This window comes from Pseudomonas sp. AK106 (assembly GCF_053903055.1).
Window position 1 is genome coordinate 1,460,313 of record NZ_CP096426.1, and the last position, 25,317, is coordinate 1,485,629.

General features: G+C 58.4%; 20 protein-coding genes. 13 read left to right on the plus strand and 7 right to left on the minus strand.

All coding sequences use genetic code 11. The features are described from left to right. Window positions 1-69 precede the first annotated feature (69 nt). Together M1E04_RS06645 and M1E04_RS06650 are read left to right on the plus strand one after the other, a co-directional pair. Window positions 70-795, plus strand: coding sequence for a GntR family transcriptional regulator (locus M1E04_RS06645; RefSeq protein WP_065992768.1), 726 nt, complete (start codon window positions 70-72; stop codon window positions 793-795). Window positions 796-820: 25 nt separating this feature from the next. After that, complete coding sequence (locus M1E04_RS06650; RefSeq protein ID WP_456292605.1) at window positions 821-2,074, plus strand: glycine hydroxymethyltransferase; 1,254 nt, start codon at window positions 821-823, stop codon at window positions 2,072-2,074. Between the two features lie 379 nt (window positions 2,075-2,453). On the opposite strand, the gene M1E04_RS06655 is transcribed toward M1E04_RS06650, so the two are convergent. Beyond that, window positions 2,454-3,428, minus strand: a complete 975-nt coding sequence (locus M1E04_RS06655; protein ID WP_456292606.1) for a restriction endonuclease — start codon at window positions 3,426-3,428, stop codon at window positions 2,454-2,456. 358 nt (window positions 3,429-3,786) lie between these two features. Between M1E04_RS06655 and M1E04_RS06660 the strand changes: the two genes are divergently transcribed. From M1E04_RS06660 to M1E04_RS06675, 4 genes are all read left to right on the plus strand, one after another. After that, entirely contained in the window at window positions 3,787-5,883 is a 2,097-nt protein-coding gene (locus M1E04_RS06660) for an AAA family ATPase (protein ID WP_456292607.1), read from the plus strand. Beyond that, window positions 5,880-7,151, plus strand: coding sequence for an McrC family protein (locus M1E04_RS06665; protein WP_456292608.1), 1,272 nt, complete (start codon window positions 5,880-5,882; stop codon window positions 7,149-7,151). Before M1E04_RS06660 ends, M1E04_RS06665 begins: the two co-directional genes overlap by 4 nt. 89 nt (window positions 7,152-7,240) lie before the next feature. Continuing rightward, window positions 7,241-8,644, plus strand: coding sequence for a dGTP triphosphohydrolase (dgt, locus tag M1E04_RS06670; protein ID WP_456292609.1), 1,404 nt, complete (start codon window positions 7,241-7,243; stop codon window positions 8,642-8,644). Beyond that, a complete protein-coding gene (locus M1E04_RS06675) occupies window positions 8,625-9,404 on the plus strand; it encodes a hypothetical protein (RefSeq protein WP_456292610.1) in 780 nt (259 codons plus the stop codon). Before dgt ends, M1E04_RS06675 begins: the two co-directional genes overlap by 20 nt. Window positions 9,405-9,516: 112 nt before the next feature. On the opposite strand, the gene M1E04_RS06680 is transcribed toward M1E04_RS06675, so the two are convergent. The 4 genes from M1E04_RS06680 to M1E04_RS06695 form a co-directional block, all read right to left on the minus strand. Further along, window positions 9,517-10,764 (minus strand): ribonucleotide-diphosphate reductase subunit beta, encoded by a 1,248-nt coding sequence (locus M1E04_RS06680; protein WP_037012114.1) that lies wholly within the window; start codon window positions 10,762-10,764, stop codon window positions 9,517-9,519. Window positions 10,765-11,401: 637 nt separating this feature from the next. Beyond that, a complete protein-coding gene (locus M1E04_RS06685) occupies window positions 11,402-12,010 on the minus strand; it encodes a putative adenosine monophosphate-protein transferase Fic (RefSeq protein WP_456292611.1) in 609 nt (202 codons plus the stop codon). Beyond that, entirely contained in the window at window positions 12,010-12,180 is a 171-nt protein-coding gene (locus M1E04_RS06690; protein WP_122535490.1) for a YhfG family protein, read from the minus strand. Before M1E04_RS06690 ends, M1E04_RS06685 begins: the two co-directional genes overlap by 1 nt. Window positions 12,181-12,369: 189 nt before the next feature. Next, window positions 12,370-15,285 (minus strand): ribonucleoside-diphosphate reductase subunit alpha, encoded by a 2,916-nt coding sequence (locus tag M1E04_RS06695; protein WP_456292612.1) that lies wholly within the window; start codon window positions 15,283-15,285, stop codon window positions 12,370-12,372. Window positions 15,286-15,915: 630 nt separating this feature from the next. On the opposite strand from M1E04_RS06695, the gene M1E04_RS06700 reads away from it, so the two are divergent. The 3 genes from M1E04_RS06700 to fhuF are packed head-to-tail and all read left to right on the plus strand — an operon-like array spanning window position 15,916 to window position 19,040. Then, window positions 15,916-16,653, plus strand: coding sequence for a response regulator (locus M1E04_RS06700; protein ID WP_456292613.1), 738 nt, complete (start codon window positions 15,916-15,918; stop codon window positions 16,651-16,653). Between the two features lie 3 nt (window positions 16,654-16,656). Then, on the plus strand, window positions 16,657-18,309 hold the full coding sequence (locus M1E04_RS06705) for an ATP-binding protein (protein WP_456292614.1): 1,653 nt from the start codon (window positions 16,657-16,659) through the stop codon (window positions 18,307-18,309). Next, the gene (fhuF, locus tag M1E04_RS06710; RefSeq protein ID WP_456292615.1) at window positions 18,306-19,040 is read left to right on the plus strand and encodes a siderophore-iron reductase FhuF; all 735 of its coding nucleotides are present in this window, start codon (window positions 18,306-18,308) and stop codon (window positions 19,038-19,040) included. Before M1E04_RS06705 ends, fhuF begins: the two co-directional genes overlap by 4 nt. Here fhuF and M1E04_RS06715 read toward each other — a convergent pair. After that, window positions 18,991-19,716 (minus strand): 4'-phosphopantetheinyl transferase family protein, encoded by a 726-nt coding sequence (locus M1E04_RS06715; protein ID WP_456292616.1) that lies wholly within the window; start codon window positions 19,714-19,716, stop codon window positions 18,991-18,993. The genes fhuF and M1E04_RS06715 overlap by 50 nt on opposite strands. Before the next feature lie 669 nt (window positions 19,717-20,385). Between M1E04_RS06715 and M1E04_RS06720 the strand changes: the two genes are divergently transcribed. The 4 genes from M1E04_RS06720 (at window position 20,386) to M1E04_RS06735 (ending at window position 24,607) form a co-directional block, all read left to right on the plus strand. Further along, entirely contained in the window at window positions 20,386-20,814 is a 429-nt protein-coding gene (locus M1E04_RS06720; RefSeq protein ID WP_192133925.1) for a hypothetical protein, read from the plus strand. A gap of 138 nt (window positions 20,815-20,952) precedes the next feature. Beyond that, window positions 20,953-21,630 carry a response regulator transcription factor gene (locus M1E04_RS06725; RefSeq protein WP_192133924.1) on the plus strand — a complete coding sequence of 226 codons (678 nt, stop codon included), beginning with the start codon at window positions 20,953-20,955 and terminating at the stop codon, window positions 21,628-21,630. Beyond that, window positions 21,627-22,970 (plus strand): ATP-binding protein, encoded by a 1,344-nt coding sequence (locus tag M1E04_RS06730; protein ID WP_065992797.1) that lies wholly within the window; start codon window positions 21,627-21,629, stop codon window positions 22,968-22,970. Before M1E04_RS06725 ends, M1E04_RS06730 begins: the two co-directional genes overlap by 4 nt. 299 nt (window positions 22,971-23,269) lie before the next feature. Then, complete coding sequence (locus tag M1E04_RS06735) at window positions 23,270-24,607, plus strand: dicarboxylate/amino acid:cation symporter (protein ID WP_192133922.1); 1,338 nt, start codon at window positions 23,270-23,272, stop codon at window positions 24,605-24,607. A gap of 208 nt (window positions 24,608-24,815) precedes the next feature. On the opposite strand, the gene M1E04_RS06740 is transcribed toward M1E04_RS06735, so the two are convergent. Beyond that, window positions 24,816-25,310, minus strand: a complete 495-nt coding sequence (locus M1E04_RS06740) for a SprT family zinc-dependent metalloprotease (protein ID WP_265388771.1) — start codon at window positions 25,308-25,310, stop codon at window positions 24,816-24,818. Window positions 25,311-25,317 lie beyond the last annotated feature (7 nt).

Sequence of the window (25,317 nt, forward strand, 5' to 3'; positions counted from 1 at the left end):
TCTTCCCAGCGAACTGGAGCATTTTCGAATAAGGACTCGATGCCAGAGCGGGTCCGATAAGGATTTTGTATGCAAAATTTTGACGAACTATCCGACCAACCGGCGCCCCGTCTCATTCCCAAGGTCGAACGCCAGCGCCTCCATGACATCGTCATCGATCACCTGCGCGGCTTTATCACCGAAGGCGTGCTGGCACCCGGCACCAAACTCAACGAGCGCGAGCTGTGCGAAACCCTCGGCATCTCCCGCACGCCGTTGCGCGAAGCGTTGAAGGTCCTGGCCGTGGAAGGGCTGATCGAAATCAACCCCAACCGTGGCGCCAGCGTTGCCCGCATGTCGGAGCTGGAGATCCGCGAGACCTTCGAACTGATGAGCGGCATCGAAGCCTTCGCCGGAGAGCTGGCCTGTGAGCGCATCACCGCTCAGGAAATCGAAGACATCAAAGCGCTGCACTACGCCATGGTGGTCAGCAAAAACCAGAACGACTTGCCGGGTTACTACCAGCGCAACCGCGCCATCCACGACCTGATCAACCTGGCCGCGCGCAACTCGGCGCTGCGGCAGGTCTACCTGTCGCTGAACCGGCGCATCCACGCATTACGCTTTCTCTCCAATCATCAAGCCCCGAAATGGGACCGCGCGCTGCACGACCACGAAGAAATGATCGAGGCCCTACAAGCCCGGGATGGCAAGCGCCTGAGCAGCATCCTGCGCCACCACCTGCTGGAAAAACGCGACGCCCTGATGCTGCTGGTCAGGGACGAGTCCGAGCACCCGGATTCCATTCGTCGTTAATTCGTCAGTAAGGGAGTTGCCGACCATGCCCCGTGATCTCGATGCATTGCTCGCCGCTTGTGCCGACCGGTTGCCGCAACTGGAAACCCAGCGCCTGATGCTCTATGCCGGCGCCAACCTCCCCAGCGCCCGCGCCATCGCCGCGTACAACCCTGCGCTCAGCGCCTACCCGGCGATGGGCCCGACCGGCCACAAAGAACAGCCGGACACCGAGCTGGTCAGTGAGCTTGAAAGCTTCACCCGCCAGGCGGCCATGACCCTGTTCGGCGCAGCATGGGCCGAAGTGCGGTTAGCCAGTTGCACCCTGGCCAACCTGGCCATCTTCCACGCCTACTGCCGACCGGGCGACAAGGTGCTGGCACCCGCTGCCGGGCACGGCGGGCACCTGAGCCAGCGCCGGGGCGGCACCGCAGAATTGGCAGGTCTCATCGTTGAAGACCTGCCGTTCGACCGCCGCAACTGCCAGCTCGACGCAGCGCGTGCGGCGGAAATGATCACGCACACCCGCCCCAGGCTCGTCGTGCTCGGCCGCAGCGTCGTGATCAAGGCCGACGACATCGCCCCGGTGGTCAGCGCGGCCCGCGCAGTCGGCGCTAAAACCCTGTTCGACGCATCCCACGTGCTCGGCCTGATCGCCGGCGGCACGTACCCCAACCCGCTTGACGCGGGCGTCGACCTCATCAGCAGCTCCACCTACAAAACCCTGCCCGGCCGGCCGCAAGGGCTGGTGCTCGGACGTGACCCGGACGATGCACCGGCGCTGCACAACCTGCTCGACACCCGCCTGCTCGCGAACTACGACGCCGGCCGACTGCCGTCCCTGGCGGTCACCCTTACCGAGGCCCAGGCCACTGGCCGGGAATATGCCGCCAGTATCGTCAGCAACAGCGCGGCGCTGCATCGCGCGTTGGTCGATGCGGGTTTGCCTGTCATAGGGGCTAATGACAGCGAGGTGCACACCCATCAATTGCTGCTGCCGCTGTCACTGGATGCTGATCCGCGCGCTGTGATGCACGCGTTGCAGGCGCAGGGGATTCTGATTGGGACTTGTGTTGATCCTTCCCGTGCGGGGCATCAGGCGTTGCGGTTGGGTACGCAATTTATTACCCGGCAGGGGATGGAGGCGGGTGGCATGGTGGAGGTGGCGCGATTGCTGGGTGATGTTTTGCATGTCGGCGGTTGCGGTCGTCTGCATGCTCGGCCGGTCGCTGAAACGGCGCAGATGGCAGGGCGGATTCAGCAAATCCTGAGCAAAAAAAAGCCGCTGGGGAGCGGCTGAAGTTTGGAGCTTGGAGGCACCACGTCGGGAGCAACGACGCAGCGAACGACAGAAACAAAATGCTAAAAGCTGATCAGGCGTTTGACGTTCTCCGGCTTGGGTGTGGGTTTCCATCGTTCCTGCGCTGGGCGGGTTCGATGGGGTGAAGCCACTTTAGGAACGAAGGGCGGCGGGGGCAAATGAAACCCGGGTAACTATTTATTAGCGAAATTGTTATGTGCGGGGAGGGGGTGGGGCGGGAACTTTCTGGGTTTTCCAGGCGGGGTTATTCGTTGGTCTCTTGTTGGTGCTGCGTTACGCCGGTCGTCGATTAGTTGGCTGTGGGCGTAGGCTTTGCGGGGAGGACGTCGGGCTTGGGCTGACGTCCTATTAAGCGGCGTTACTTCACCATCATCGGCGCGAAAATCGCCCGGATCCCACGGCATTTCGGATAAGCCACACAACCCCAGAAATTCCCGCCAGCGTTGGCGCCGGTTCTCGCGACACGTATCACCATGGTTTTGCGGCAGTGCGGGCAGAGGGGTGCAACAGGTTCAGGCTCGGCTTCGCGTATGACGGGTTGCGTCGCGGTTGGAGCGGGCGCTTGAACGGGAATCGGAGCTGGAGCGGGACTTGGCGTGACGACCACCTCCGGCTCAACGATGGCTGGCTCGACACGCTCTGGCGCCACCTCGACAGTTGGCCGTGGACCAGTCTTCTTCGCCTCGGCGATCCACTGCTTCAGCACCGTTCCATCGACCAGTTGCACGTTACGGCCTTCTGCAAAATCCCTCGCTGGTTTGGTAAACGTCCCACTGGTGACCACGAAACCGCCGACAGCGCCCTCAGCCGCCATCGCGCCATACAACTCCCGCACCACCGGCACACCGACCTGCACCGAACGCCATTGCTTGCACTGCACCACGTACCTCTCGCCATCCTTGCGCGCGATCAGATCGATGCCGCCGTCGGGGCCGTTTTTGCCTGTTTCTCGCACTGCGTAGCCGCGTCGGCGTAAGGCTTCGCCTACCAGTAATTCGAACTCGTGCCAGGTGATGCTGAGCAGTGGGTTGCCTTTGGTGGTGACGGCGGATTCGAGGAGATTACGGCGTTTGCGGCGACCGATGATTGAGGCGATGGCGCCGGCGGTAAAAATCAGCGGCACAAAGAACTGTCCGAACAAGGCCATGCCTCTAAAGGCCGACGCGGAAATCATCTTGTCGAAATGGCGCGGATCTAGGTTTGTTGGGAGCGGAGCAATGGCTACCGAGTGCAGCCAAACTGCAAACGCCACGGCGAGCATAGCGCTGATCCACCAAGGGAGCTTACTGGCGAGGAAAATGAGGGCTTCTAGATTGGAGGTTTTCTTGGCCATATCCGTGGTCTTTTCTTGAGTCCGTTGTGATGGAGATTAGATGAGCGCTGCTGGACGTGTAGGAGTGAGCTTGCTCGCGATGCGGTGCGGCTGAGAACAGGGTATCGGCTAGTTAGCTCGTTGCGATAGAGAGTAGATCTTGTCTTTGCAAGTGAGTAACCGGAACCACGCTATAGGATTTGATTGAGACCATCCGCTGTAGGAGCGTGGCTTGTCCCGCGATCTGGCGCGAGGCGGCGGCAAACCCAAAACCGCAGGCGTGATCACGAAGTTATTTCCGCATCAAAGTCGTTAGCGCTTTACCGATAGTGGCCATATGGACAAAGATTGAGGAATTCTCCTACAAGGATGTTCTCCCATGGCTTCGCTCAATCAAATTTTCTTTGGTCCTCCTGGCACAGGGAAAACCTACGCGACCGTGGAAGCCGCATTGCAGATACTTGATCCTGCGTTCCTGCAATCTAATCGCGGCAACAGGGAGGCCTTAAAGGCGCGTTTTGATGCGCTGGTCGCCGCCGAACACGTTAAATTTGTCACCTTCCACCAAAGCTTCAGCTACGAAGACTTTGTGGAGGGACTGCGGGCTGATACCGACGAAGACGGCCATATTACTTACGACGTGATTGATGGAATATTCAAAAGCTTGTGCAGCACCCCAGCCACCGCGAACGTGACCCACAAAGAGTCCGCATCTGCCGACATCTCCAAGTCCAGAATCTGGAAGATGTCACTGGGCAACACCCAAGGGAGCGACGCCTACGTCTATCACGACTGCATAGAAGCCAATTTCGCATTGCTAGGTTACGGTGACAGAATTGATTTCGCCGGATGCAAAAGCCGCGAGGACGTCGCTGACCGTTTTGCGGCGGCCGGGCAGCCGATGCAGAGCGGTGCTTACGCTGTCAAAGCCGTAACGGATTTCGTAGTTCGGATGAGAAAGGGAGACCTGTTGGTAATCACCGACGGGAACACCAAATTTCGAGCGATTGGTGAGGTCACCGGCGATTATCGTTGTCTCTCTGCCGAGGAACGCGACGCCGACTACGCACAATGCCGGCCTGTCAAATGGCTCCGTACATATAGCCCTTCCTTGCCTTACCAGCAGCTCACAAACGTGAAGTTTACCCAGCGAACTTTGTATGAGTTGGCGCAAGCTGCAATTGATAAAACCAAGCTTAGCCAACTGCTTAACGCAGATTTGGGTTCACAGGGGCCGTTGAGCAAAACCCTATTTCGGAAGGGCGAGAAGATTGGCGGTTACGTTGTGACCTACTGCTCGGGGGATGTGCTTGAGCTGAAAAAGCCAAAAGGTAATGAGCTTCCAATCGGAATGAGCATGCTCCGAAAACTGGCCGAGCATGTACGGCGGGGTGAGTTGACGCTTGAGGATATTGCCGAGAAGCGGGTATTTCCTAAGCTCGCTGCGGTCGGGACGACACTCGAACCTAACCTCGTCAACGGCTACAACAACATCATGCCTGCGCTTGTGGAACGCGTTCTGAAAGGGGCGCCGGTAAGCGAGACCGATACACCTTCAGATAGCAAACGGGTGCTCATCATTGATGAAATTAACCGAGGCAACATTTCTCGCATCTTCGGCGAGCTGATCACTCTGATCGAGCCCTCTAAGCGAGCAGGCGCACCGGAAGCATTGGAAGTGACATTGCCTTACTCAAAGGAGCGTTTCAGCGTTCCGGCTGATGTACACCTCATAGGGACTATGAATACCGCGGACCGCTCGTTGGCCGCACTTGATATTGCCCTTCGTCGACGCTTCACGTTCATTGAGGTAGCCCCCAACCCAGAGTTACTGGATGAGGTCGAGGTTGAAGGCCTTCCCATCGATGAGCTCCTCGGCGTGATGAATGAACGCATTTCGGTCCTGCTTGATCGCGATCATTGCTTAGGACACGCGTACTTCTTGCCGCTGAAATCAGAGCCTACTTTGGATCGGTTGGAGGGGATTTTTCGGGAACAGCTCATCCCGTTGCTTCAGGAATATTTCTTCGAGGATTGGCAGCGGATTCAGTGGGTGCTGAACGATCATCGTAAGGAGCCTACAAATCGTTTTCTGCTGCAGCCCGATCAGAAGATTAGCGAGCTGTTTGGCGACGGCATTACGGTCAGTCAGCACGGCGAACGCTGGGAGCTAAATCCTGGGGCGTTCAAAAATATCGATGCCTACCTCGGCATCATTGATCACACAATCAAAGCAACAGCTCAGCCGCGTTACAAAGCGATGGAAGCTACGACCGGCGATTTGACAGTGCGCCAATCGGACTCAGGCACAATTGAAGTCCTACGCAACGGTGCATTGGTAAAACCCTCAAAGCCTGTACTTCGCGATCTGGCTCTGATGCTCGAAATCTCGCCACTGACAAGCGCTGGAACGCCGCTGAACACCCGTAGGCTCGGTCGTAAAGTCATCAAATCGCTGAGCGAACAATCAGCGTGAAGGTCGATGTGACAGTTAGAGAATATGCCCGGCTGACTACCAGTCCTGTTCCGAACCCAAGTTTGGACAGGGCACATGTCTCGGCTTCAGCGTTCGACTGGCTGTGTGAATTGAGCTCGCGCTTTAGCAAAGCTGGCGCAGCGTTGGTACAGGTCGAGGATCGGCGATGGCTAAAGCTCGATAATTACGTTGGGGTGCTGGAGACGCCTTGCGGCACTCGTATCGAAATCCTCCCCAAGCATTTCGAGGAAGGAGATTGTATTCAGCAAAGCCGCGCATTGCTGAGGCGGATGATCCAAAAATCGTTAAAGCTGGCCACGCGGGAAGTCGGCGCCACTGCATTGCAGCGCTTTGATACCCCGTTAACGGAGTGGGTGATGAGCAGCTTTCTGCAAACCCTCGACCATTTGATCAAGCGCGGCCTGCGTTTTGATTACCAACGTGTCGAGGAGGAACAGCGTTACCTACGAGGCCAACTCAATACCGCTCGCCAGATGCGTCAGCCACCTGGGCGTCAGCATCACTTTCAGATTCGGCATGACCTGTTCCACCCTGACCGAGCTGAGAACCGTTTGTTAAAAACCGCCTTGGACATCGTGTGCAAGTCGACTAGAGACCCAAGCAACTGGCGCTTGTCCCACGAACTACGCTCAATGCTGCTGGAAATCCCCACCAGCTGTGACACCAAGCAAGACTTCAAACAGTGGCGCAACGATCGGCTTATGGCTCATTACCAGCCAATAAAGCCATGGTGTGAATTGATCATTCAGCAAACCACGCCCCTAGCAATCTCTGGCGATTGGCAGGGCATGAGCCTGCTGTTTCCTATGGAAAAGCTGTTCGAGCGATATGTGGCCGCGTGTCTTCGCGATTCCCTTCCGCCGGATGCGACTCTGCACGTCGAGCGAAGAGGCGAATACCTTTGTGAGCATCAGGGAAGGAAGGTCTTTCAGCTAAGGCCGGATTTGATGATTACTCAGGGCGACAAGACCTGGGTTCTGGACGTCAAGTGGAAGCGGCTCAATGGGGGGCTTAATGGCCAGGCTTACGGGCTCAGCCAATCTGATCTCTATCAACTCTTTGCTTATGGACACAAATATCTCCTTGGGCAAGGGGATGTCGTACTGATTTATCCCAAGATACTAGCGTTTCAAACGACATTGCCCGTTTTTCAGTACTCGAAGACCTTGAGATTGTGGGTGATGCCTTTTGACCTCGACGCCGAAGACGGTACGGTGCTGACGCATGCGATGGAGTATAATCGCTGACTGAAATGACCGCTTTTTGAATTCTAAGCTTTTCGGCTTGATTGCTTATCCAGTATCATTGGTTCAGTTATTTATGAGAGGGAAGTCATATGCTTAATTGGAAAACGCTCCTTAATGAAGGACGTAGGAAAGATAAACATAGAAACAAGGATACTTCGGCTACAGCAAATGGTCGATTTGAGATCGAGCGAGACTATGATCGAATTCTTTTTTCTGCACCTACTAGAAGATTAGCTGATAAAACCCAAGTCTTCCCGCTTGACAAAAATGACAGTGTTCGAACGAGGCTAACACATTCGCATGAAGTCGCCACGTTAGCTAGAAGCATTGGCTTACGGCTCGTATACGAGTACTCAAGTATTTTTAAAGGAGCGGGGACGGAACAGTTCATTCAAAGAAGCATTCCCGCCTTGCTTGCCGCTATTGGGCTAGTGCATGATTTGGGAAATCCCCCCTTTGGGCACCAGGGTGAACATGCGATCAGGCATTGGTTTTTAAAACATGAAGATAAAGTGTTTTCAGGAGATAGTGATGCTTCATCTGATTTTTTGAATTTTGATGGTAATGCCCAAACCGTCCGACTTGTTACAAAGCTTCAGATTTTAAATGATCAGTTTGGTTTAAATTTGACTTACGCCACCTTGGCCGCTCTTATCAAGTATCCAGTGTCAACCAAAAACATAAATTCTAAAGAGTGGAAGAAGCAGGGTTTTTTTAAGTCGGAGGAAAAAATAGTTTCTGAAGTTTGGGAGGAGACTGGCCTTACCGAAGGTATTAGGCATCCGTTAACATATATCATGGAAGCATGTGACGATATCGCCTATTCGGTGCTTGATGCTGAAGATACGGTCAAGAAAGGTCTAGCATCCTACTATGATTTGATTAGATATCTTGAAAAAGAATGCGCTGACGATAAAGTTGCTGCCGGTGTGATTGACGCTGCGAAGGCTCATAGCTCTGAATTTGAGAAAGGCAGCTTGAGTCCTCAAGAGCTAAACGATTGTTCGATGCAGATGTTCAGAGTCCATGCAATCACTGCAATGGTTAGAGCCGTTGTCGAAAAGTTTTCGGAAGTTTCTGAGTTGTTTTTAGAAGGGCGCCAAATTTATAAAGGTATAATGAGTGTTACAAATGCTGCTAAGTTTTGCGGCGTGTTAAAAGATTTTGATATGGCGTATGGGTTCAAGCATAAAAGTGTTTTGGAGCTAGAGCTAAAAGGTAATAACTATATTGAAGAGACTATGGATATGCTCTGGATAGGTATACATGGAAGGTTAAATAAGAAATTTCAATCAGATACTCCTTTTGGGAAATACGTGTATTCCAGAATATCCGAAAGCTATCGTCGAATTTTTTCTGACCCAGAGAACACACTGTCTGTAGGTTATAAGGAGGCTCAATTGCTTGCTGATGCCATTTCAGGTATGACAGATAGTTATTTAATTGCATTGCATTCCGAACTAAAGCCTCTCTATGATCGACATTGCAAATAATAATCAGACCTTCAGAAAGAGAGTTGTAAGATTTTTCAACTCTCCTAAGAGAGCTGATGTATTGGGCCTCATAAAACACCTCTCTGTCGTAGGAGAGGTTCTAGTATTTGGCGGGCTGCTCCGAGATATCGCGCTTTTCGGGGCGAAGAGTTTTAATTCTGATATTGATTTGGTCGTAGATTGTCCTGCAAGTGATTTGTCAGGTTTTTTCACCGACAGCAGGTGGAACGTTGTCAGAAATAAATTTGGCGGTTATAGGTTGGAGGTTGGAGGGTGGACTGTTGACGTTTGGCCGGTTCGCGAAACTTGGGCTTTTAAGTATGCGAATGTGAAATATATTGGAAGGGAGAGTCTGCTCCGAACAACTATCACTAACTGGGATTCCGTCGCATATTCATTCAAGGATGGTGTTATTATATCTGATCCCTCTTATCTAGATTGCCTGATATCAGGTGAGTTAGATGTGGTGTTGATTAAAAATCCGAATGAGGTAGGAGTCTTAACAAGATTAATTAAAGCTATATGTGACAAGCGAGCCAAAATATTGATGCCTAGGCTCCTTAACTATCTCAAGGAAGAACTTCCAAAATGGACCGCGAACCAGATTGTCGCTGCTCAGGAAGACATGTTGGGGAAGGTGTATCTTTCACGCGATGAGTATTATTCCTTTAGGGATGAGATTTATTCATTGAAAGAAGATTTATTTGGTAGCGTTGTTCTAGTAAAAGGAAGAAATCTTTCGTTCACATTTGATGGGTGAGCTTAAAAGAGATTTCATTTGTCAGCGTTTTTTGGGCACCGCCGAAGTGCAAAAAGGCCAAAAGCAATTGCTTTTGGCCTTAATCGAAATGCTAGGTCGTGTATTTAAATCTTTAATCCCAGCTCAACGCCCCACCCGTTTGATACTCAATCACCCGCGTCTCAAAGAAGTTCTTCTCTTTCTTCAAGTCCATGATCTCGCTCATCCATGGGAACGGGTTGGTCGTCCCTGGGTACTCTTCCTTCAACCCAATCTGGCTCAAACGACGGTTGGCGATGAACTTGAGGTAGTCCTCCATCATCGCTGCGTTCATGCCCAGTACGCCGCGGGGCATGGTGTCGCGGGCGTATTCGATTTCCAGTTGGGTCCCTTGCAGGATCATCTGGGTTGCTTCTTCCTTCATTTCGGCGTCCCACAGGTGTGGGTTTTCGATTTTGATCTGGTTGATCACGTCGATGCCGAAGTTCAGGTGCATGGACTCGTCACGCAGGATGTACTGGAACTGTTCTGCGACGCCGGTCATTTTGTTGCGGCGACCCATGGAGAGGATCTGGGTGAAGCCGCAGTAGAAGAAGATGCCTTCCAGGACGCAGTAGTAGGCGATCAGGTTGCGCAGCAGTTCTTTGTCGGTTTCGACGGTGCCGGTTTCGAACTTCGGATCGGAGATCGAGCGGGTGTATTTGAGGCCCCAGGCTGCCTTTTTGGCGACGGACGGGATCTCGTGGTACATGTTGAAGATCTCGCCTTCGTCCATGCCCAGCGATTCGATGCAGTACTGGTAGGCGTGGGTGTGGATCGCTTCCTCGAACGCCTGGCGCAGGATGTACTGGCGGCACTCAGGGTTGGTGATGAGGCGATACACGGCCAGCACGAGGTTGTTGGCAACCAGGGAGTCGGCGGTGGAGAAGAAGCCCAGGTTGCGCAGGACGATGCGGCGCTCGTCGTCGGTCAGGCCTTCCGGGTCTTTCCAGAGGGCGATGTCCGTGGTCATGTTGACCTCTTGCGGCATCCAGTGGTTGGCGCAACCGTCCAGATACTTCTGCCAGGCCCAGTCGTACTTGAAAGGCACGAGTTGGTTGAGGTCGGCGCGGCAGTTGATCATGCGTTTTTCGTCGACCGCGACGCGGGCGGCGGAGCCTTCGAGTTCGGCAAGGCCTTCAGCGACGTCCAGCTTGTCCAGCGCGGCTTTGGCGCGGGCAATGGCGTCGGAGTCGTTTGCGCTGACGGCGCGGGCTTCAAGAGCAGCAGCACCACCGGCGCTGTCGAGTTTGTCCATCGCGGCTTCGGAAGCATGGCCGGCGTTGGCGCCTTTGGCGGGTTCAGCGGCGTCTTCTTTGTCGAATTCGTCCCAGCTCAGCATGGTGAGGAGGCTCCTGCTAGAGGACCGGTTTTACGCGGCCTGTGGATTTGAGTAATCGGTTTGCTGCTGTTGTGACACGGGTCACGCCATACAGCGGTCGAGAGAAGTCTCTCTGAAATCTATGTGTTCGAGGTTCCGGTGAAGGCTGTCAGGCGCGAGGGCCGTCATCCGGGAGAGGAGCAGAACGCTGACACGGCAGACGAGTGATGACCATAAAACTCTGGTCGACTTGGGCTGCGCAGGTGGTCATGGCGTTGTCCTTGATTGGGGGGCGCGAGTATACGGAAATTTGCTCCGTACGTCTTTGCTGCGACCCTTTTGTCTATCATTTCAGCGGCTGTTCGGGTTGGCGAATCAGTGCTGGATTGTCCTTGACCTGTCAACGATTCGATGCTTCTGAATCGCCTATCTTGTGGTCTGTGGCGTAAGAATACACACGATATGGTATTGGAGGGAATGAGTATTTCGACATGTGAGCGCGTTCGTGACGCAGGTCAGTGTGCGATAAACGACCTCAACCTTGGAGAGCCCCGTGATACGTGAGCTTCGGCCGAGGACCTTCCGATAAGGCGCTCAATGGAGTCATCGCCGACCTGACAAATGGTGTCGGCATCTGCGCTCCGAAGACGGGGGATGCTTATTCAGGCGCAGCCCCAATCGCCCCCCCAACACACCGCTCAAACACCCGCACCAACCCCTCATAATCACACCCCACCGCATCCACGTTCGCCCGTATCCATTCCTCCGCTTCCACCGGCCACCAACTGATCTCAAACCCCGCATTCACGATGAGGTGTTCAAACAGAATCCGCTGCGCCCGCCCATTCCCCTCTCGAAACGGATGAACCACGTTCAGATCCCCAAACAGCTCCGCACTCACCGCAATCAAGCGCCTCCGATCCAGATCCTGAAACCAGTTCGCGTCGGCCAATGCCTTGAACAGCTTGTTGGCCTCGGGCTCGATGCGGTGGGTCACGCAGAAGTGGGTCTGGTCTTTGGAGATGTCGACGGTGCGCAGTTCGCCCGCCCAGTCATAGAGATCGGCGAACAGCTGGCGGTGGATGGCTTGCAGGTAGGGCAGGTCGTAGGGAGGAGGGGAGAAGTCGATGGCTTCGGCGGCGACTTCGGACAGGTCGCGCTCGGCTTGGGCCAGGGTCTCTGCGTCGGTGAGGTCGAGGCGGTTGCGCAGCACAGTGCTGCCGGGCGGACAGTAAGGGTCCTGTCCGACGCCGTATTTGTCGACCATCAGGCCTGTTTTTTGCGGTAGCTGGTGAGCAGCTCTTCCCGGGAGGGCAGGCGGCGTTCGGAGTCGGCGGGCGAGCTCTCGTAACCTTCCAGACGCAGGCTGGCGGCGTAGTTGGAGCGGCGCGTTTTGGCGCAGTAGGCTTTTTTGGACTCTAGCGAGGCAGCTGGCATGGGGCGTTCTCCTGGCTTGGCAAGAGGGGAGTGTAGCTGAAACCGGGGAGGGGTAGCGAGGGCCGGGAGCGCTTGGGCTCCCGGGTTGCGGTGTTGCTTGAACCGCTTCGCGAGCAAGCTCACTCCTACAATTGAGCGAGCTGTTCGCGGGCAAGCGCGCCTACAGAGAGGCGCGCATACCGGCGGGTTTTACTGGCAGGCTTCGCAGTCCGGCTCGTCGATCGCGCAGGCTTTCGGCACTGGCGCTGGACCGGCCGGAGCCGCTTCGGCTGGACGTGGGGCGGTGATCGCCGAGTCGTCCGGGCCGTGGCCACCGCTGGAAACGGCGTTCAGCTTGCCGGTGTTGATGGTCGACTTCTCGGTGCTGGTCGCGGCCAGGGCACGGAGGTAGTAAGTGGTTTTCAGACCACGGTACCAGGCCATGCGGTAGGTCACGTCCAGCTTCTTGCCCGAAGCGCCGGCGATGTACAGGTTCAGCGACTGGGCCTGGTCGATCCACTTCTGACGACGGCTGGCCGCGTCAACGATCCACTTGGTGTCCACTTCGAAGGCCGTCGCGTAGAGGTCTTTCAACTCCTGCGGGATGCGCTCGATCTGCTGCACCGAACCGTCGTAGTACTTCAGGTCGTTGATCATGACCGGGTCCCACAGATCGCGGGCTTTCAGGTCGCGAACCAGGTACGGGTTGATCACGGTGAATTCGCCCGACAGGTTCGATTTCACGTACAGGTTCTGGTAAGTCGGTTCGATCGACTGCGACACGCCGGTGATGTTGGCGATGGTCGCGGTCGGTGCGATGGCCATGATGTTCGAGTTACGAATGCCTTTCTGAACGCGAGCACGCACAGGCGCCCAGTCCAGGAATTCGTTGAGGTCGACGTCGATGTACTTCTGGCCACGCTGCTCGATCAGGATCTGTTGCGAATCCAGCGGCAGGATGCCTTTGGACCACAGCGAACCCTGGAACGTCTCGTAGGCACCGCGCTCGTCCGCCAGATCGCAGGACGCCTGGATCGCGTAGTAGCTGACGGCTTCCATCGAGCGGTCGGCGAATTCGACAGCGGCATCGGAACCGTAAGGAATGTGCTGCAGGTACAGCGCGTCCTGGAAGCCCATGATGCCCAGACCGACCGGACGGTGACGGAAGTTGGAGTTCTTCGCTTGCGGCACCGAGTAGTAGTTGATGTCGATCACGTTATCGAGCATGCGCACGGCAACGTCGATGGTGCGCTTGAGCTTGTCGGTGTCCAGCTTGCCGTCGACGATGTGGTTCGGCAGGTTGATCGAGCCCAGGTTGCAGACCGCGATCTCGTCCTTGTTGGTGTTCAGGGTGATCTCGGTGCACAGGTTCGAGCTGTGAACCACGCCGACGTGCTGCTGCGGCGAACGCAGGTTGCACGGGTCCTTGAAGGTCAGCCATGGGTGGCCGGTTTCGAACAGCATGGACAGCATTTTGCGCCACAGGTCTTTGGCCTGAATGGTCTTGAACAGCTTGACCTTGCCCGGGTACTCGGTCAGCGCTTCGTAGTACTCGTAGCGCTCTTCGAAGGCTTTACCGGTCAGGTCGTGCAGATCAGGCACTTCGGACGGCGAGAACAGGGTCCACTTGCCGTCGTCGAAGACACGCTTCATGAACAGGTCAGGGATCCAGTTGGCGGTGTTCATGTCGTGGGTACGACGGCGATCATCACCGGTGTTCTTGCGCAGCTCGATGAACTCTTCGATGTCCATGTGCCAGGTTTCCAGGTACGCACAGACAGCGCCTTTGCGCTTGCCGCCCTGGTTCACGGCCACGGCCGTGTCGTTGACCACTTTCAGGAACGGCACGACGCCCTGGGATTTGCCGTTGGTGCCCTTGATGTAAGAGCCCAGCGCGCGAACCGGCGTCCAGTCGTTGCCCAGACCGCCTGCGAATTTGGACAGCATGGCGTTGTCGTGGATGGCGTGGTAAATGCCCGACAGGTCATCCGGAACGGTGGTCAGGTAGCAGCTCGACAGCTGTGGACGGAGGGTGCCGGCGTTGAACAGTGTCGGGGTCGAGGCCATGTAGTCGAAGGACGACAACAGGTTGTAGAACTCGATGGCGCGGTCTTCGCGGGCTTTCTCTTCGATCGCCAGGCCCATGGCCACACGCATGAAGAAGATCTGCGGCAGTTCGAAACGGATGCCGTCCTTGTGGATGAAGTAACGGTCGTACAGGGTTTGCAGGCCCAGATAGGTGAACTGCTGGTCGCGCTCGTGGTTGATCGCCTTGCCCAGTTTTTCCAGGTCAAATTCGGCCAGCACAGGGTTCAGCAGTTCGAACTGGATGCCTTTCTCGACGTAAGCCGGCAGCGCCTTGGCGTACAGGTCGACCATTTCGTGGTGGGTGGCGCTTTCGGCGACACCGAGGAAACCCAGGCCTTCGGCACGCAGGGTGTCCATCAGCAGGCGCGCGGTGACGAACGAGTAGTTCGGCTCACGCTCGACCAGGGTACGCGCGGTCATCACCAGGGCGGTGTTGACGTCGGTCAAGGCAACGCCGTCGTACAGGTTCTTCAGGGTTTCGCTCTGGATCAGGTCGGCATCAACCTCGGCCAGGCCTTCGCACGCTTCAGTGACGATGGTGTTCAGGCGGCCCATGTCCAGCGGCGCGAGGCTGCCGTCTTTGGCGGTGATGCGAATCGACGGGTGCGCTTGCACGGGGGGTTCGCCAGCGCTGCGACCGGCACGCTCCTTGGAGCGCTCGTTGCGGTAGATCACGTAGTCGCGGGCAACTTTCTGCTCGCCGGCGCGCATCAGCGCCAGTTCGACCTGATCCTGGATTTCTTCGATGTGGATGGTGCCGCCCGACGGCATGCGGCGCTTGAAGGTCGCGGAGACCTGTTCAGTCAGGCGCGCAACGGTGTCGTGGATACGCGACGAAGCGGCAGCGGTGCCGCCTTCAACTGCGAGAAAGGCCTTGGTGATGGCGACGGTGATCTTGTCATCGGTGTACGCAACGACGGTGCCGTTACGCTTGATCACACGCAGCTGACCCGGCGCGGTGGCGGACAGGTCCTGCTGGGTCGCACCTGTCTGCGGCGCGGTGGCCTGCGGATTCTCGCGAGTTGTGTCGGTTTGCATGGGTGTCTCCACGTTCTTTAAGTTTGTTTGGACGCGGAGTACGCGCCCACCGTTTCGTCTTGCGGCAGTGAACTGACAAATGTCAGGCCATGACTTCAAGACGAATGGGAAGGCGGATTTACCCTCCCTGGCGTTGAAGTCGAAAAGGGTGCCGGACTTAAGCCCGTCACCCCAAAAACTGTTGCAGAATGCGCGTGTGATGTTGCAACACGTGTGCCGCTGCGCGCAGATCCCAAGGCTGGGTGGTCTGCCATTCGCGCGGGCGGGGTAAAGCGGTAGATTCGGGGGTTATTCAGCCCTTCGTACACACGTCATTCGCGAGAAAAAAACCTTGAAATCGCGCCCTGACTTGTGTTTGAGATTTAGGCTAAAACCCCACATGTAGGGTCTGCGCCGTCGAAGGGCTACAAGATATGCGTTTCGGACACTTACTGCAACGCATGACCTGTGGATAAGGCTGTGTGTAATTTGTGTGTGAAACGGCGAAATCCCGTGTAGGCCGCATGGCGTCTGGGATGAGCGCTTTGTCGGCGGCCGAAATCATTTTTTCGGGAATTTTGCGGGCGTGAACGCGATCGCAAAAGCCCGTTGCGCAAGCACTATTAATAAGAAAAAACAAGGAGCCTCACCGTGCAGCCACAACCCTGGCAGGTGCTGATCGTCGAGGATGACCAGCGGCTGGCCGAACTCACCCGCGACTACCTCGAAAACAATGGCCTGCGCGTGAGCCTCGAAGGAGACGGCGCGCGGGCGGCCCGGCGAATCGTCGACGAGCAGCCGGATCTGGTGATCCTCGACCTCATGCTGCCCGGCGAGGACGGCCTGACCATCTGCCGCAAGGTGCGCAGCCGCTATGACGGCCCGATCTTGATGCTCACTGCGCGCACCGACGACTGTGACCAGATCCAGGGCCTGGACATGGGCGCAGACGATTACGTCGGCAAACCGGTGCACCCCCGCGTACTGCTCGCGCGCATCCATGCCTTATTAAGGCGCAGCGAAACCGTCGAAAGCCCTGTCCAGGCACAGCAACGTCTAGAGTTCGGCGCGCTGGTGGTGGACAACACCCTGCGCGAAGCCTGGCTCAACGACCAGAGCGTCGAGCTGACCAGCGCCGAATTCGACCTGCTGTGGCTGTTGGTCAGCAACGCCGGGCGCATCCTCTCTCGCGAAGAAATCTTCACCGCCCTGCGCGGCGTCGGCTACGACGGCCAGGACCGCTCCATTGATGTGCGCATCTCGAAAATCCGCCCGCGCATCGGTGACGACCCCGACCACCCGCGCCTGATCAAGACCGTGCGCAACAAGGGTTACCTGTTCGTGCCCCACGCCGCCGCGCAACTGCCATCCCCCAAGCGCGACGGCTGACCGATGAATTCCATCTTCCTGCGCATCTATGGCGGCATGCTCGGCGTTCTGGTGCTGGTGGCATTGCTCGGCGTGCTGACCCTGCATCTGGTCAACGCCGTGCGCGCCGATCAGTACCGCGAGCAATTGGCCCACGGCACCTTCACGCTGATGGCCGACAACCTGCGCGGCATGGATGACATTGAACGCACCCGCGCCCTCGCCGTGTGGGAGCGCCTGCTGGGCATTCCGCTGACACTGCAAACCGCCGAGCACGCGCACCTGGACGGCGGCGCACGCAGTCGGCTGAGTCGCGGACAGGTGGTGGTCGAACAGACCGGACCCCATGCCGCGCAAGTGTTTCGGGAGGTCGAGCCTGGGCTGTCAGGCAATCCGTCCAGCGGCTTGCTCCTGACCGGCGAGGTGCGGCAGATCAGCGAGCAACTGGCCCGCGCGACCATCTTTCTGTTGCTCGACGAACTGGTACGTCTGCCCGTCGATGAGCAGCCGGCGCGGCTGGAAGCGTTGCGCCAGAGCAAGGGGTTCGGCTTCGACATGCAGCTGATCCGTCTGGAGAACCTGGATGTGGACGATGACCAGCGTCGGCGCATCGACGAGGGTGACACAGTGATGGCGCTGGGCAAGGGCGGCGATTCGATCCGCGTGCTGTCTGGCGTTGGCGAAACCCCGTGGGTGCTGGAGATCGGACCGCTGTTCCAGATGAATCCCTATCCGCCGGAGCTGCTTATCCTGATCGCGTTTCTCGGTCTGTGCCTGATCGGTCTGGTGGTTTATTTGCTGGTGCGTCGGCTCGAGCATCGTCTGCGCGGACTGGAAGCGGCGGCCACGCAGATCGCCCAGGGCAGCCTGGAAACCCGCGTGCCTGTAGCAAGTGCGGGGGCGGGCGCGGATTCGGTCGGGCGGCTGGCGTCGGCGTTCAACGGCATGGCCGAGCACCTGCAGCGTTCGCTGATGATCCAGCGCGAACTGGTGCGCGCGGTGTCCCATGAGCTACGTACGCCGGTGGCGCGGTTGCGTTTCGGGCTGGAAATGATCAACGACGCCACGACCCCGGAAGCGCGGCAAAAATACATGGTCGGCATGGACAGCGATATCCAGGACCTCGACAAGCTGGTGGACGAGATGCTCACCTACGCGCGCCTGGAGCAGGGCGCGCCGACCCTGAATTTCCAGCGCATCGACCTCGACGCCCTGATCGATCAGGTGATTGCCGAACTGGCGCCGCTGCGGCCGAATATCAGTGTCAGGCGCGGGGAGTGTGTTGATGCGCTGCACCGTACGGGGTCCGGCGAGATCCATTGGGTCGAGGCCGAGCCGCGATACTTGCACCGTGCGCTGCAGAATCTGGTGAGCAACGCCATGCGCCACGCCGAATCGGAGGTGCGCATCGGCTATCAGTTGAGTGAAGCGCGCTGCCGCATCGACGTGGACGATAACGGACCCGGCGTGCCGGAAAGTGCCTGGGAGCGGATCTTCACGCCGTTTATGCGTCTGGACGACAGCCGCACCCGGGCGTCGGGCGGGCATGGGCTGGGATTGTCGATCGTGCGCCGCATCATTCATTGGCACGGCGGGCGCGCGCTGATCGGGCGCAGCCATACCTTGGGCGGCGCGTGTTTCAGCCTGGCCTGGCCGCGTAAGCAGGGAGATGCATGATGTTCGACGGTGCGCTGGCCGGGTTTTTCCGCACGGTGGTGGTCTATGAAACGCGGCCTGTGTTGCCGCTGACCGAGCTGTTGCAGGATGAGGTTCTGGATCGCTTGCTGCTGAAGGTGTATGGGCCGGCGTTGCTGAGGGAGCAGCTGCGGGTGCTGGTCTCGCAGTGGATGAAGTACTACGCCATGCAGCTGATCCCGCCGGTGGTGGTGGCGAGTCTGGCCTATGGCTTGGGGTGGCCGCTGGGGCTGGATCGCCTGAGTTTTGCCCTGCATGAACGTGGCTATCTGGATGGGGTGAGGTTTGAGGGGGCCGTTACGCCGGTGGCGGTTTCGGACGATCCGTTCGAGCGGTTTGCGCCGCTGCTGGAGAATCTTCAGCACGTGATCGATCGCTTGAGTGCCTACGGCGATGTGCCGACGGCGGTGCTGTGGGGCAACGCCGGAGATTATCTTGAAACCTGCTTGCGGCAGTTGTCTGCGGCGAGCGAGGTTTCAGTTGCGGCAGGGTATGGGCTGTTGCGGGAACGGCTGAGGCCGGATGGGCGGCGCAATCCGCTGTTCAATGCCGTTAGCTATATAGAAAAGGAAGGGCAGATGGTTCGGCAGCGGCGCACGTGCTGTTTGAGTCATCGGGTGGAATGGGTGGGGCGGTGTGAGCATTGTCCGGTGGGCGCGGCCGTCAGCCTCGAATCGCCACCAGACTCAACAGCTGCCCATCCTGCACGCTGAACTGCGCGTCCAGCTCCTTGCCGTTGTGCCATTCCTCCGACAGATCAATCTTCAGCCGCAGCCGCGCGGTGCCTTCGTCTGACCATTCCAGCAGTTCGGCATCCTCGAAATAAAAGCGCTTGAGCACGATGGGGTAGAGCGCCTTGAACAGGCTTTCTTTCAGGGAAAAGGTCAGGGTGACGAGCTTGGCTGCTTCATGCTCGGGGCCGGTATTCAGGCGTTGCATTTCCGCCGGGGTCAGAACCTCTCCGGCCAGACGCACGGCGCGCTCGTGGCTCATCAACTGTTCCACGTCCAGCCCCAGCCCGCGCCAGTCTGATTTGCGCGCCACGATCGCGGCGGCCCAGCCGGTGCTGTGGGTGATCGAGCCGGTGACGTCTTCAGGCCAGACCGGCGCGCGGTCTTCGCCGATCAGCGGGACATGGGAGCGGCCGTCCAGCCGGCGCATCGCCTCCCGCGCGCACAAACGACCGGCGAGAAACTCCGTCTGCCGCTTGGCCACCGACCGCTGAATGGAGGCGGGCGGCTCGATGAGACAGCGCTGAAAATCGCCGTCGATGAGCTTTTGCGGATCGAAGCGACTGCTCACCAGCACCACATCCGCCAGCCCATGGGGCAAGGGCCAGTGAGCGGTGAGGGCGGGGCAACAGTCAGGCAGTGTCGGAGATCGAGTCATGCCCGGCATTCTGCCGGAACCGCGGCGTCGTGCGCAAAACCGGTTTGCGGGCAGGCAAATCGTCTTCGCGAGCAAGCTCGCTCTGCTAGCCTCTTCCCGGCTGAAGCCGGTCCCACAAAGAGCAGCGCGTGCACTCAGTGAAATGCGTGTTGATCAAACCGGCCTCTTCCCGGCTAAAGCCAGTCCTACAGTGGCCGCGGTAGATCTGTAGGACCGGCTTCAGCCGGGAAGCTTTTGATCTTCATGCGCAGAAAGCTCAGACACCGCCAATCGCGACTTGGGTGCAGGCTGAACGCAGGTCTCGCGCAGTGGGCCGAGCCGCATGGATGCGGCGAGAGCGCCGTCAGGACATGGATGTCCGTTCGGCGCGGGCCCACGGAGCGAGACCGGAGTGAAGGAACCCTGAGGAACGAAGGGCCCAACCAAGAGCAGGCACCCTTGGTTACTTGGGGTGCTTTTCCAAGTAACTCGCCGAAGGCAAAACCCGAGGCCGTTAGGCCGACACAAGAGATCTTCGCTGCCCGGGAATTCAGCGCCAGGCACAGAACCTGTGGGAGTCAGCTTGCTGACGAATGCGGTGGGTCAGTACGTGTTCAGGAGGGGTTCAGCGCTGGCTGGGTATGCTCCAAACCGTACCCAACAAGGCGCCTGGCGCCGGAGGACCTGCTCATGCTGACGTTCAACAAGCTCTTTCTGGCGCTGGCGTTCCTTGGCAGCAGCGCGGCGGCGCAAGCGGCTGATGGCAACGCGGACCTGTCCCGCACCGACTTCGGCAAGAACACCGAACGCGCCGACCGCCTCAACGGCCTGCGCCGCAGTCTGGCCACCACCAGCCAGGTCGGCAATTGGAGCCAGGCTTTCAGCCAGCAGCCTGTGGACGATCCCTACGCCGCCGGCTACGGAAATCTCACCGCCCGCGTCAATGGGGTGAGCGTTCAAACGGGCAATCTTCCGGCCTTTTACAGCGTGCAGATGTCTTCACCGGGCACGTCTAGACTGTTCGAGACCGGCGCACCAGCCCGCACAGCGCAGCAACCGCCCTCGTTGAGCCTGAGCGAGAGCCCGCACACCTATTTACCTGTCCACCACGTTTTATAAGCCGGTTTATAAGCCGCCAGCCTGTTTTTAGCGGTGTCTGGATTGCACAATCACTGCCGGGCTCGTCACACTGCACGCGCTCGGCAGCGTCGTTGAGACTCTTGAAAAAAGAGGGTTGCCTTTGCCTGGGAGAGCGTCATGAAATTGCTGGTTGTCGAAGATGAAGCCCTGCTGCGTCACCACCTGCAGACCCGTCTGACCGAAAGCGGTCACGTCGTCGAAGCGGTGGGCAACGCCGAGGAAGCGTTGTATCAGGCGGGCCAGTTCAACCACGATCTGGCGGTCATCGACCTGGGCCTGCCCGGGGTTGGCGGTCTCGACCTGATCCGCCAGCTGCGCGTGCAGAACAAGGCATTCCCGATCCTCATCCTGACCGCGCGCGGCAACTGGCAGGACAAGGTCGAAGGCCTGGCTGCCGGCGCCGACGACTACGTGGTCAAGCCCTTCCAGTTCGAAGAGCTCGAAGCGCGCCTCAACGCCTTGCTGCGACGCTCCAGCGGTTTCACCCACGCGACCATCGTTGCCGGGCCGCTGACCCTGGACCTCAACCGCAAGCAGGCGTCCCTGGACGAACAGCCCCTGGCGCTGACCGCCTACGAATACCGGATTCTCGAATACCTCATGCGCCATCACCAGCAAGTGGTGCCCAAGGAGCGCCTGATGGAGCAGCTGTACCCCGATGACGACGAGCGCGATCCGAACGTGATCGAAGTGCTGGTCGGCCGTCTGCGGCGCAAACTCGAAGGGCCCGCCGGCTTCAAACCGATCGACACCGTGCGTGGCCTGGGCTACCTGTTCACCGAGCGCTGTACATGATTCGTTCGCTGCGCCTGCGTCTGATGCTGGGCGCCGCGACCTTGGCCGTCATCTTCATGCTGCTGATGCTGCCGGCGCTGCAGAGCGCCTTCAGCCTGGCGCTGGAAAGCTCCATCGAAAAACGCCTGGCGTCCGACGTCACCACGTTGATCTCCGCCGCCCGGGTCGAAGACGATCACCTGTTGATGCCGTCGTTACTGCCCGGCGAACAATTTGCCCTGCCCGACAGCCGCTTGCTCGGCTACATCTATAACCGCGCCGGCAAACTGGTGTGGCGCTCCCGGGCCACCGAAGACGAAGCCATCGACTACCAGCCACGCTACGACGGCCGCGGCAACGAATTCGCCAAGATCCGCCAACCCAACGGCGAAGAATTTTTCGTCTACGACGTCGAAATCAAACTGCTCGGCGGCCGCAACGCCGCTTTCAGCATCGTCGCCCTGCAACCGGTGCGCGAATACCAGGAAACTATCTCCGGCCTGCGCCAGAAACTCTACCTGGGCTTCGGCGGCGCGCTGCTGGTTCTGTTGATTCTGCTGTGGGGCGGGCTGACCTGGGGACTGCGCGCCCTGCGGGGCATGAGTCAGGAACTCGATCAGGTCGAGGCCGGCTCGCGGGAAAGCCTCAGCGAAGAACACCCCAGCGAACTGCTGCGCCTGACCGACTCGCTCAACCGCCTGTTGCGTAGCGAACGGGAGCAACGCATTCGTTACCGCGACTCCCTCGACGATCTCGCCCACAGCCTGAAAACCCCGCTGGCCGTGCTGCAGGGCGTCAGCGAGCAGATTGCCAAACGGCCGGAAGACCTGGAGCAGGCGCGGATTCTGCAATCGCAGATCGAACGCATGAGCCAGCAGATCAGCTATCAGTTGCAACGCGCCAGCCTGCGCAAAAGCGGGCTGGTGCGTTATCACGTGGCCCTCAGGCCGGTGGTGCAAAGCCTGTGCAACACGCTGGAAAAGGTCTACCGCGACAAGCGCGTCAACGTGGTCCTCGACCTGCCGGACAACGGCCAGGTGCAAATGGAAGAGGGCGCCTTGCTGGAGATGCTCGGCAACCTGCTGGAAAACGCCTACCGCCTTTGCCTCGGCGAAGTGCGCGTGAGCTGGCGGTCATCGATGATGGGCGACGAGTTGTGCATCGAAGACGACGGCCCGGGCGTTCCGGAAAGCCAGCGCGCACGGATTCTCGAACGCGGTGAGCGGCTGGACACGCAAAACCCGGGGCAGGGGATTGGTCTGGCGGTCGTCAAGGACATCATCGAAAGCTATGGCGCGCAGCTGACCCTGGGCGATTCGGAACTGGGCGGCGCGGCCTTCCGCATTCAGTTCGCCATCTAACCTCAAGGCGTTCCCACGCCCGTCGAGGCGGATACCCGCCAGTGTGGCGAGGTATTTGCCGCCAAACGGCGGAAAACCGCCATCCCTTTCCGGTGTACGGGTCTACCGTTAAACAGACGGTTCACGGAAACCGGGCCTCTCCTGCGATTTATCAACACTGGCACGGTGCCTGCAAAGCACTGGGCAGAGGTCTGCCGCGCGCAGCTCGACAAAAACAAATCCCTCCGAGCAGGAGGGTTCGCACTTTAGGCGTCACTGCAACCGGAATGCTGCAGCTCGATGCTCTTGAGGAAACTGCAATGACGACTCGTCAGCCCATCTATAAATCCCTTTACGCCCAGGTGATCGTCGCGATTATCGTCGGTATCGCCCTCGGCCACTGGTACCCCGAAACTGCCGTAACGCTCAAACCGCTGGGTGACGGTTTCATCAAACTGATCAAAATGGTCATTGCACCGATCATCTTCTGCACCGTCGTCAGCGGCATCGCTGGCATGCAGAGCATGAAATCCGTGGGCAAGACCGGCGGCTACGCGCTGCTCTACTTCGAAATCGTCTCGACCATCTCGCTGATCATCGGCCTGATCGTGGTCAACGTCGTCCAGCCGGGCGCCGGCATGAACATCGACGTGTCCACCCTCGACGCTTCCAAAGTCGCGGCCTACGTGACCGCCGGTAAAGACCAGAGCATCGTCGGCTTCATCCTCAACGTGATCCCGAACACCATCGTCGGCGCATTCGCCAACGGCGACATCCTGCAAGTGCTGATGTTCTCGGTGATCTTCGGTTTCGCCCTGCATCGCCTGGGCGCGTACGGCAAGCCGATCCTGGACTTCATCGATCGCTTCGCCCACGTCATGTTCAACATCATCAACATGATCATGAAGCTTGCCCCGATCGGTGCGCTGGGCGCCATGGCGTTCACCATCGGTGCCTACGGCGTCAGCTCGCTGGTGCAACTGGGCCAGCTGATGCTGTGCTTCTACATCACTTGCCTGCTGTTCGTGCTGCTGGTGCTGGGCTCCATCGCCAAAGCTCACGGCTTCAGCATCCTCAAGCTGATCAAGTACATCCGCGAAGAGCTGCTGATCGTGCTGGGTACGTCGTCGTCCGAGTCGGCACTGCCACGCATGCTGATCAAGATGGAGCGTCTGGGCGCGAAGAAATCCGTCGTCGGTCTGGTGATCCCGACCGGTTACTCGTTCAACCTCGACGGTACTTCGATCTACCTGACCATGGCCGCAGTGTTCATCGCTCAGGCCACCAACACCCACATGGACATCACCCATCAGGTCACCCTGTTGCTGGTGCTGCTGCTGTCGTCCAAAGGTGCGGCAGGCGTGACCGGTTCAGGCTTCATCGTGCTGGCCGCGACGCTGTCCGCCGTGGGCCATCTGCCGGTGGCCGGTCTGGCGCTGATCCTCGGCATCGACCGCTTCATGTCCGAAGCCCGCGCCCTGACCAACCTGTGCGGTAACGCCGTGGCAACCCTGGTGGTCGCCAAGTGGGTCGGCGAGCTGGACGTTCCGCAGATGCAGGCCGAGCTGGCGTCTGGCGGTCGTGCCATCGATAACACCGCGCCGACCGACGACCTGGGTGTGGCTGAAACCGCGCCTACCCCTGTTGTGCGTTCGTAAGATGCGTTAGCGGTAAAGGTTGTTCAAAAAGCCTGTCTTCGGACAGGTTTTTTTATGAGTATTTTTTTGGGCGCTGGCTGCGGGCTACTCCGCGGACACAAAACCTGTGGGAGTCAGCTTGCTGACGAATGCGGTGGGTCAGACAAAGGGGGAGCCGACTGACCCAAAGCCTTCGCGAGCAAGCTCGCACACAATGGGTCTGCGGCAATCACTCCACCCGCGTCTCGCCGCTGAACACCAGAATCTCCCGGCAGCGCTTGCACAGATATCGGCGGCCTTTGCGCACCAGCTTGTGGCGCTGGGCGGTGAACGGGAAATCACTTTCCGGGCACGGGCAGCGGTAGATGTAGCGGGTCACGCTGCGGCGCTGGATTTCGTAGGTGTGGCAACGGTTCGGCGGCAGCTCGTAGACGCCGCGCATGATCAGCTGCCATTCCTCGCCATGGGGCTGGATGGTGTCGCCGAACAGTTGATGAGCCACCAGGTGCGCGACCTCGTGGGGGACGGTCTGGCGCAGAAAGTCTTCGCTGTTTTCGAGGTACAGCTGCGGATTGAAGCGCAGCATGTTCTCGTGCAGGTGGGCTACGCCGGCCTTCTGGCCGCGCAACTTGACGCTTACCACCGGACGTTTGAAGGGACGTTTGAAGAAGTCTTCGGCTTGCTGGTAGCAGGATTCGACGCGGGTGTTGAGAGGTTCGAGCATGTTTCAT

Excerpts from the sequence above, each read along its gene's own strand:
- M1E04_RS06730 (WP_065992797.1), top strand. The coding sequence starts at position 21,627 with ATGATTCGTTCGCTGCGCCTGCGTCTGATGCTGGGCGCCGCGACCTTG.
- M1E04_RS06720 (WP_192133925.1), top strand. The coding sequence starts at position 20,386 with ATGCTGACGTTCAACAAGCTCTTTCTGGCGCTGGCGTTCCTTGGCAGC.
- M1E04_RS06655 (WP_456292606.1), bottom strand. The coding sequence starts at position 3,428 with ATGGCCAAGAAAACCTCCAATCTAGAAGCCCTCATTTTCCTCGCCAGT.
- M1E04_RS06650 (WP_456292605.1), top strand. The coding sequence starts at position 821 with ATGCCCCGTGATCTCGATGCATTGCTCGCCGCTTGTGCCGACCGGTTG.
- M1E04_RS06715 (WP_456292616.1), bottom strand. The coding sequence starts at position 19,716 with ATGACTCGATCTCCGACACTGCCTGACTGTTGCCCCGCCCTCACCGCT.
- M1E04_RS06645 (WP_065992768.1), top strand. The coding sequence starts at position 70 with ATGCAAAATTTTGACGAACTATCCGACCAACCGGCGCCCCGTCTCATT.
- M1E04_RS06725 (WP_192133924.1), top strand. The coding sequence starts at position 20,953 with ATGAAATTGCTGGTTGTCGAAGATGAAGCCCTGCTGCGTCACCACCTG.
- M1E04_RS06675 (WP_456292610.1), top strand. The coding sequence starts at position 8,625 with ATGATCGACATTGCAAATAATAATCAGACCTTCAGAAAGAGAGTTGTA.
- M1E04_RS06685 (WP_456292611.1), bottom strand. The coding sequence starts at position 12,010 with ATGGTCGACAAATACGGCGTCGGACAGGACCCTTACTGTCCGCCCGGC.
- M1E04_RS06705 (WP_456292614.1), top strand. The coding sequence starts at position 16,657 with ATGAATTCCATCTTCCTGCGCATCTATGGCGGCATGCTCGGCGTTCTG.
- dgt (WP_456292609.1), top strand. The coding sequence starts at position 7,241 with ATGCTTAATTGGAAAACGCTCCTTAATGAAGGACGTAGGAAAGATAAA.
- M1E04_RS06680 (WP_037012114.1), bottom strand. The coding sequence starts at position 10,764 with ATGCTGAGCTGGGACGAATTCGACAAAGAAGACGCCGCTGAACCCGCC.
- fhuF (WP_456292615.1), top strand. The coding sequence starts at position 18,306 with ATGATGTTCGACGGTGCGCTGGCCGGGTTTTTCCGCACGGTGGTGGTC.
- M1E04_RS06660 (WP_456292607.1), top strand. The coding sequence starts at position 3,787 with ATGGCTTCGCTCAATCAAATTTTCTTTGGTCCTCCTGGCACAGGGAAA.
- M1E04_RS06690 (WP_122535490.1), bottom strand. The coding sequence starts at position 12,180 with ATGCCAGCTGCCTCGCTAGAGTCCAAAAAAGCCTACTGCGCCAAAACG.
- M1E04_RS06735 (WP_192133922.1), top strand. The coding sequence starts at position 23,270 with ATGACGACTCGTCAGCCCATCTATAAATCCCTTTACGCCCAGGTGATC.
- M1E04_RS06740 (WP_265388771.1), bottom strand. The coding sequence starts at position 25,310 with ATGCTCGAACCTCTCAACACCCGCGTCGAATCCTGCTACCAGCAAGCC.
- M1E04_RS06695 (WP_456292612.1), bottom strand. The coding sequence starts at position 15,285 with ATGCAAACCGACACAACTCGCGAGAATCCGCAGGCCACCGCGCCGCAG.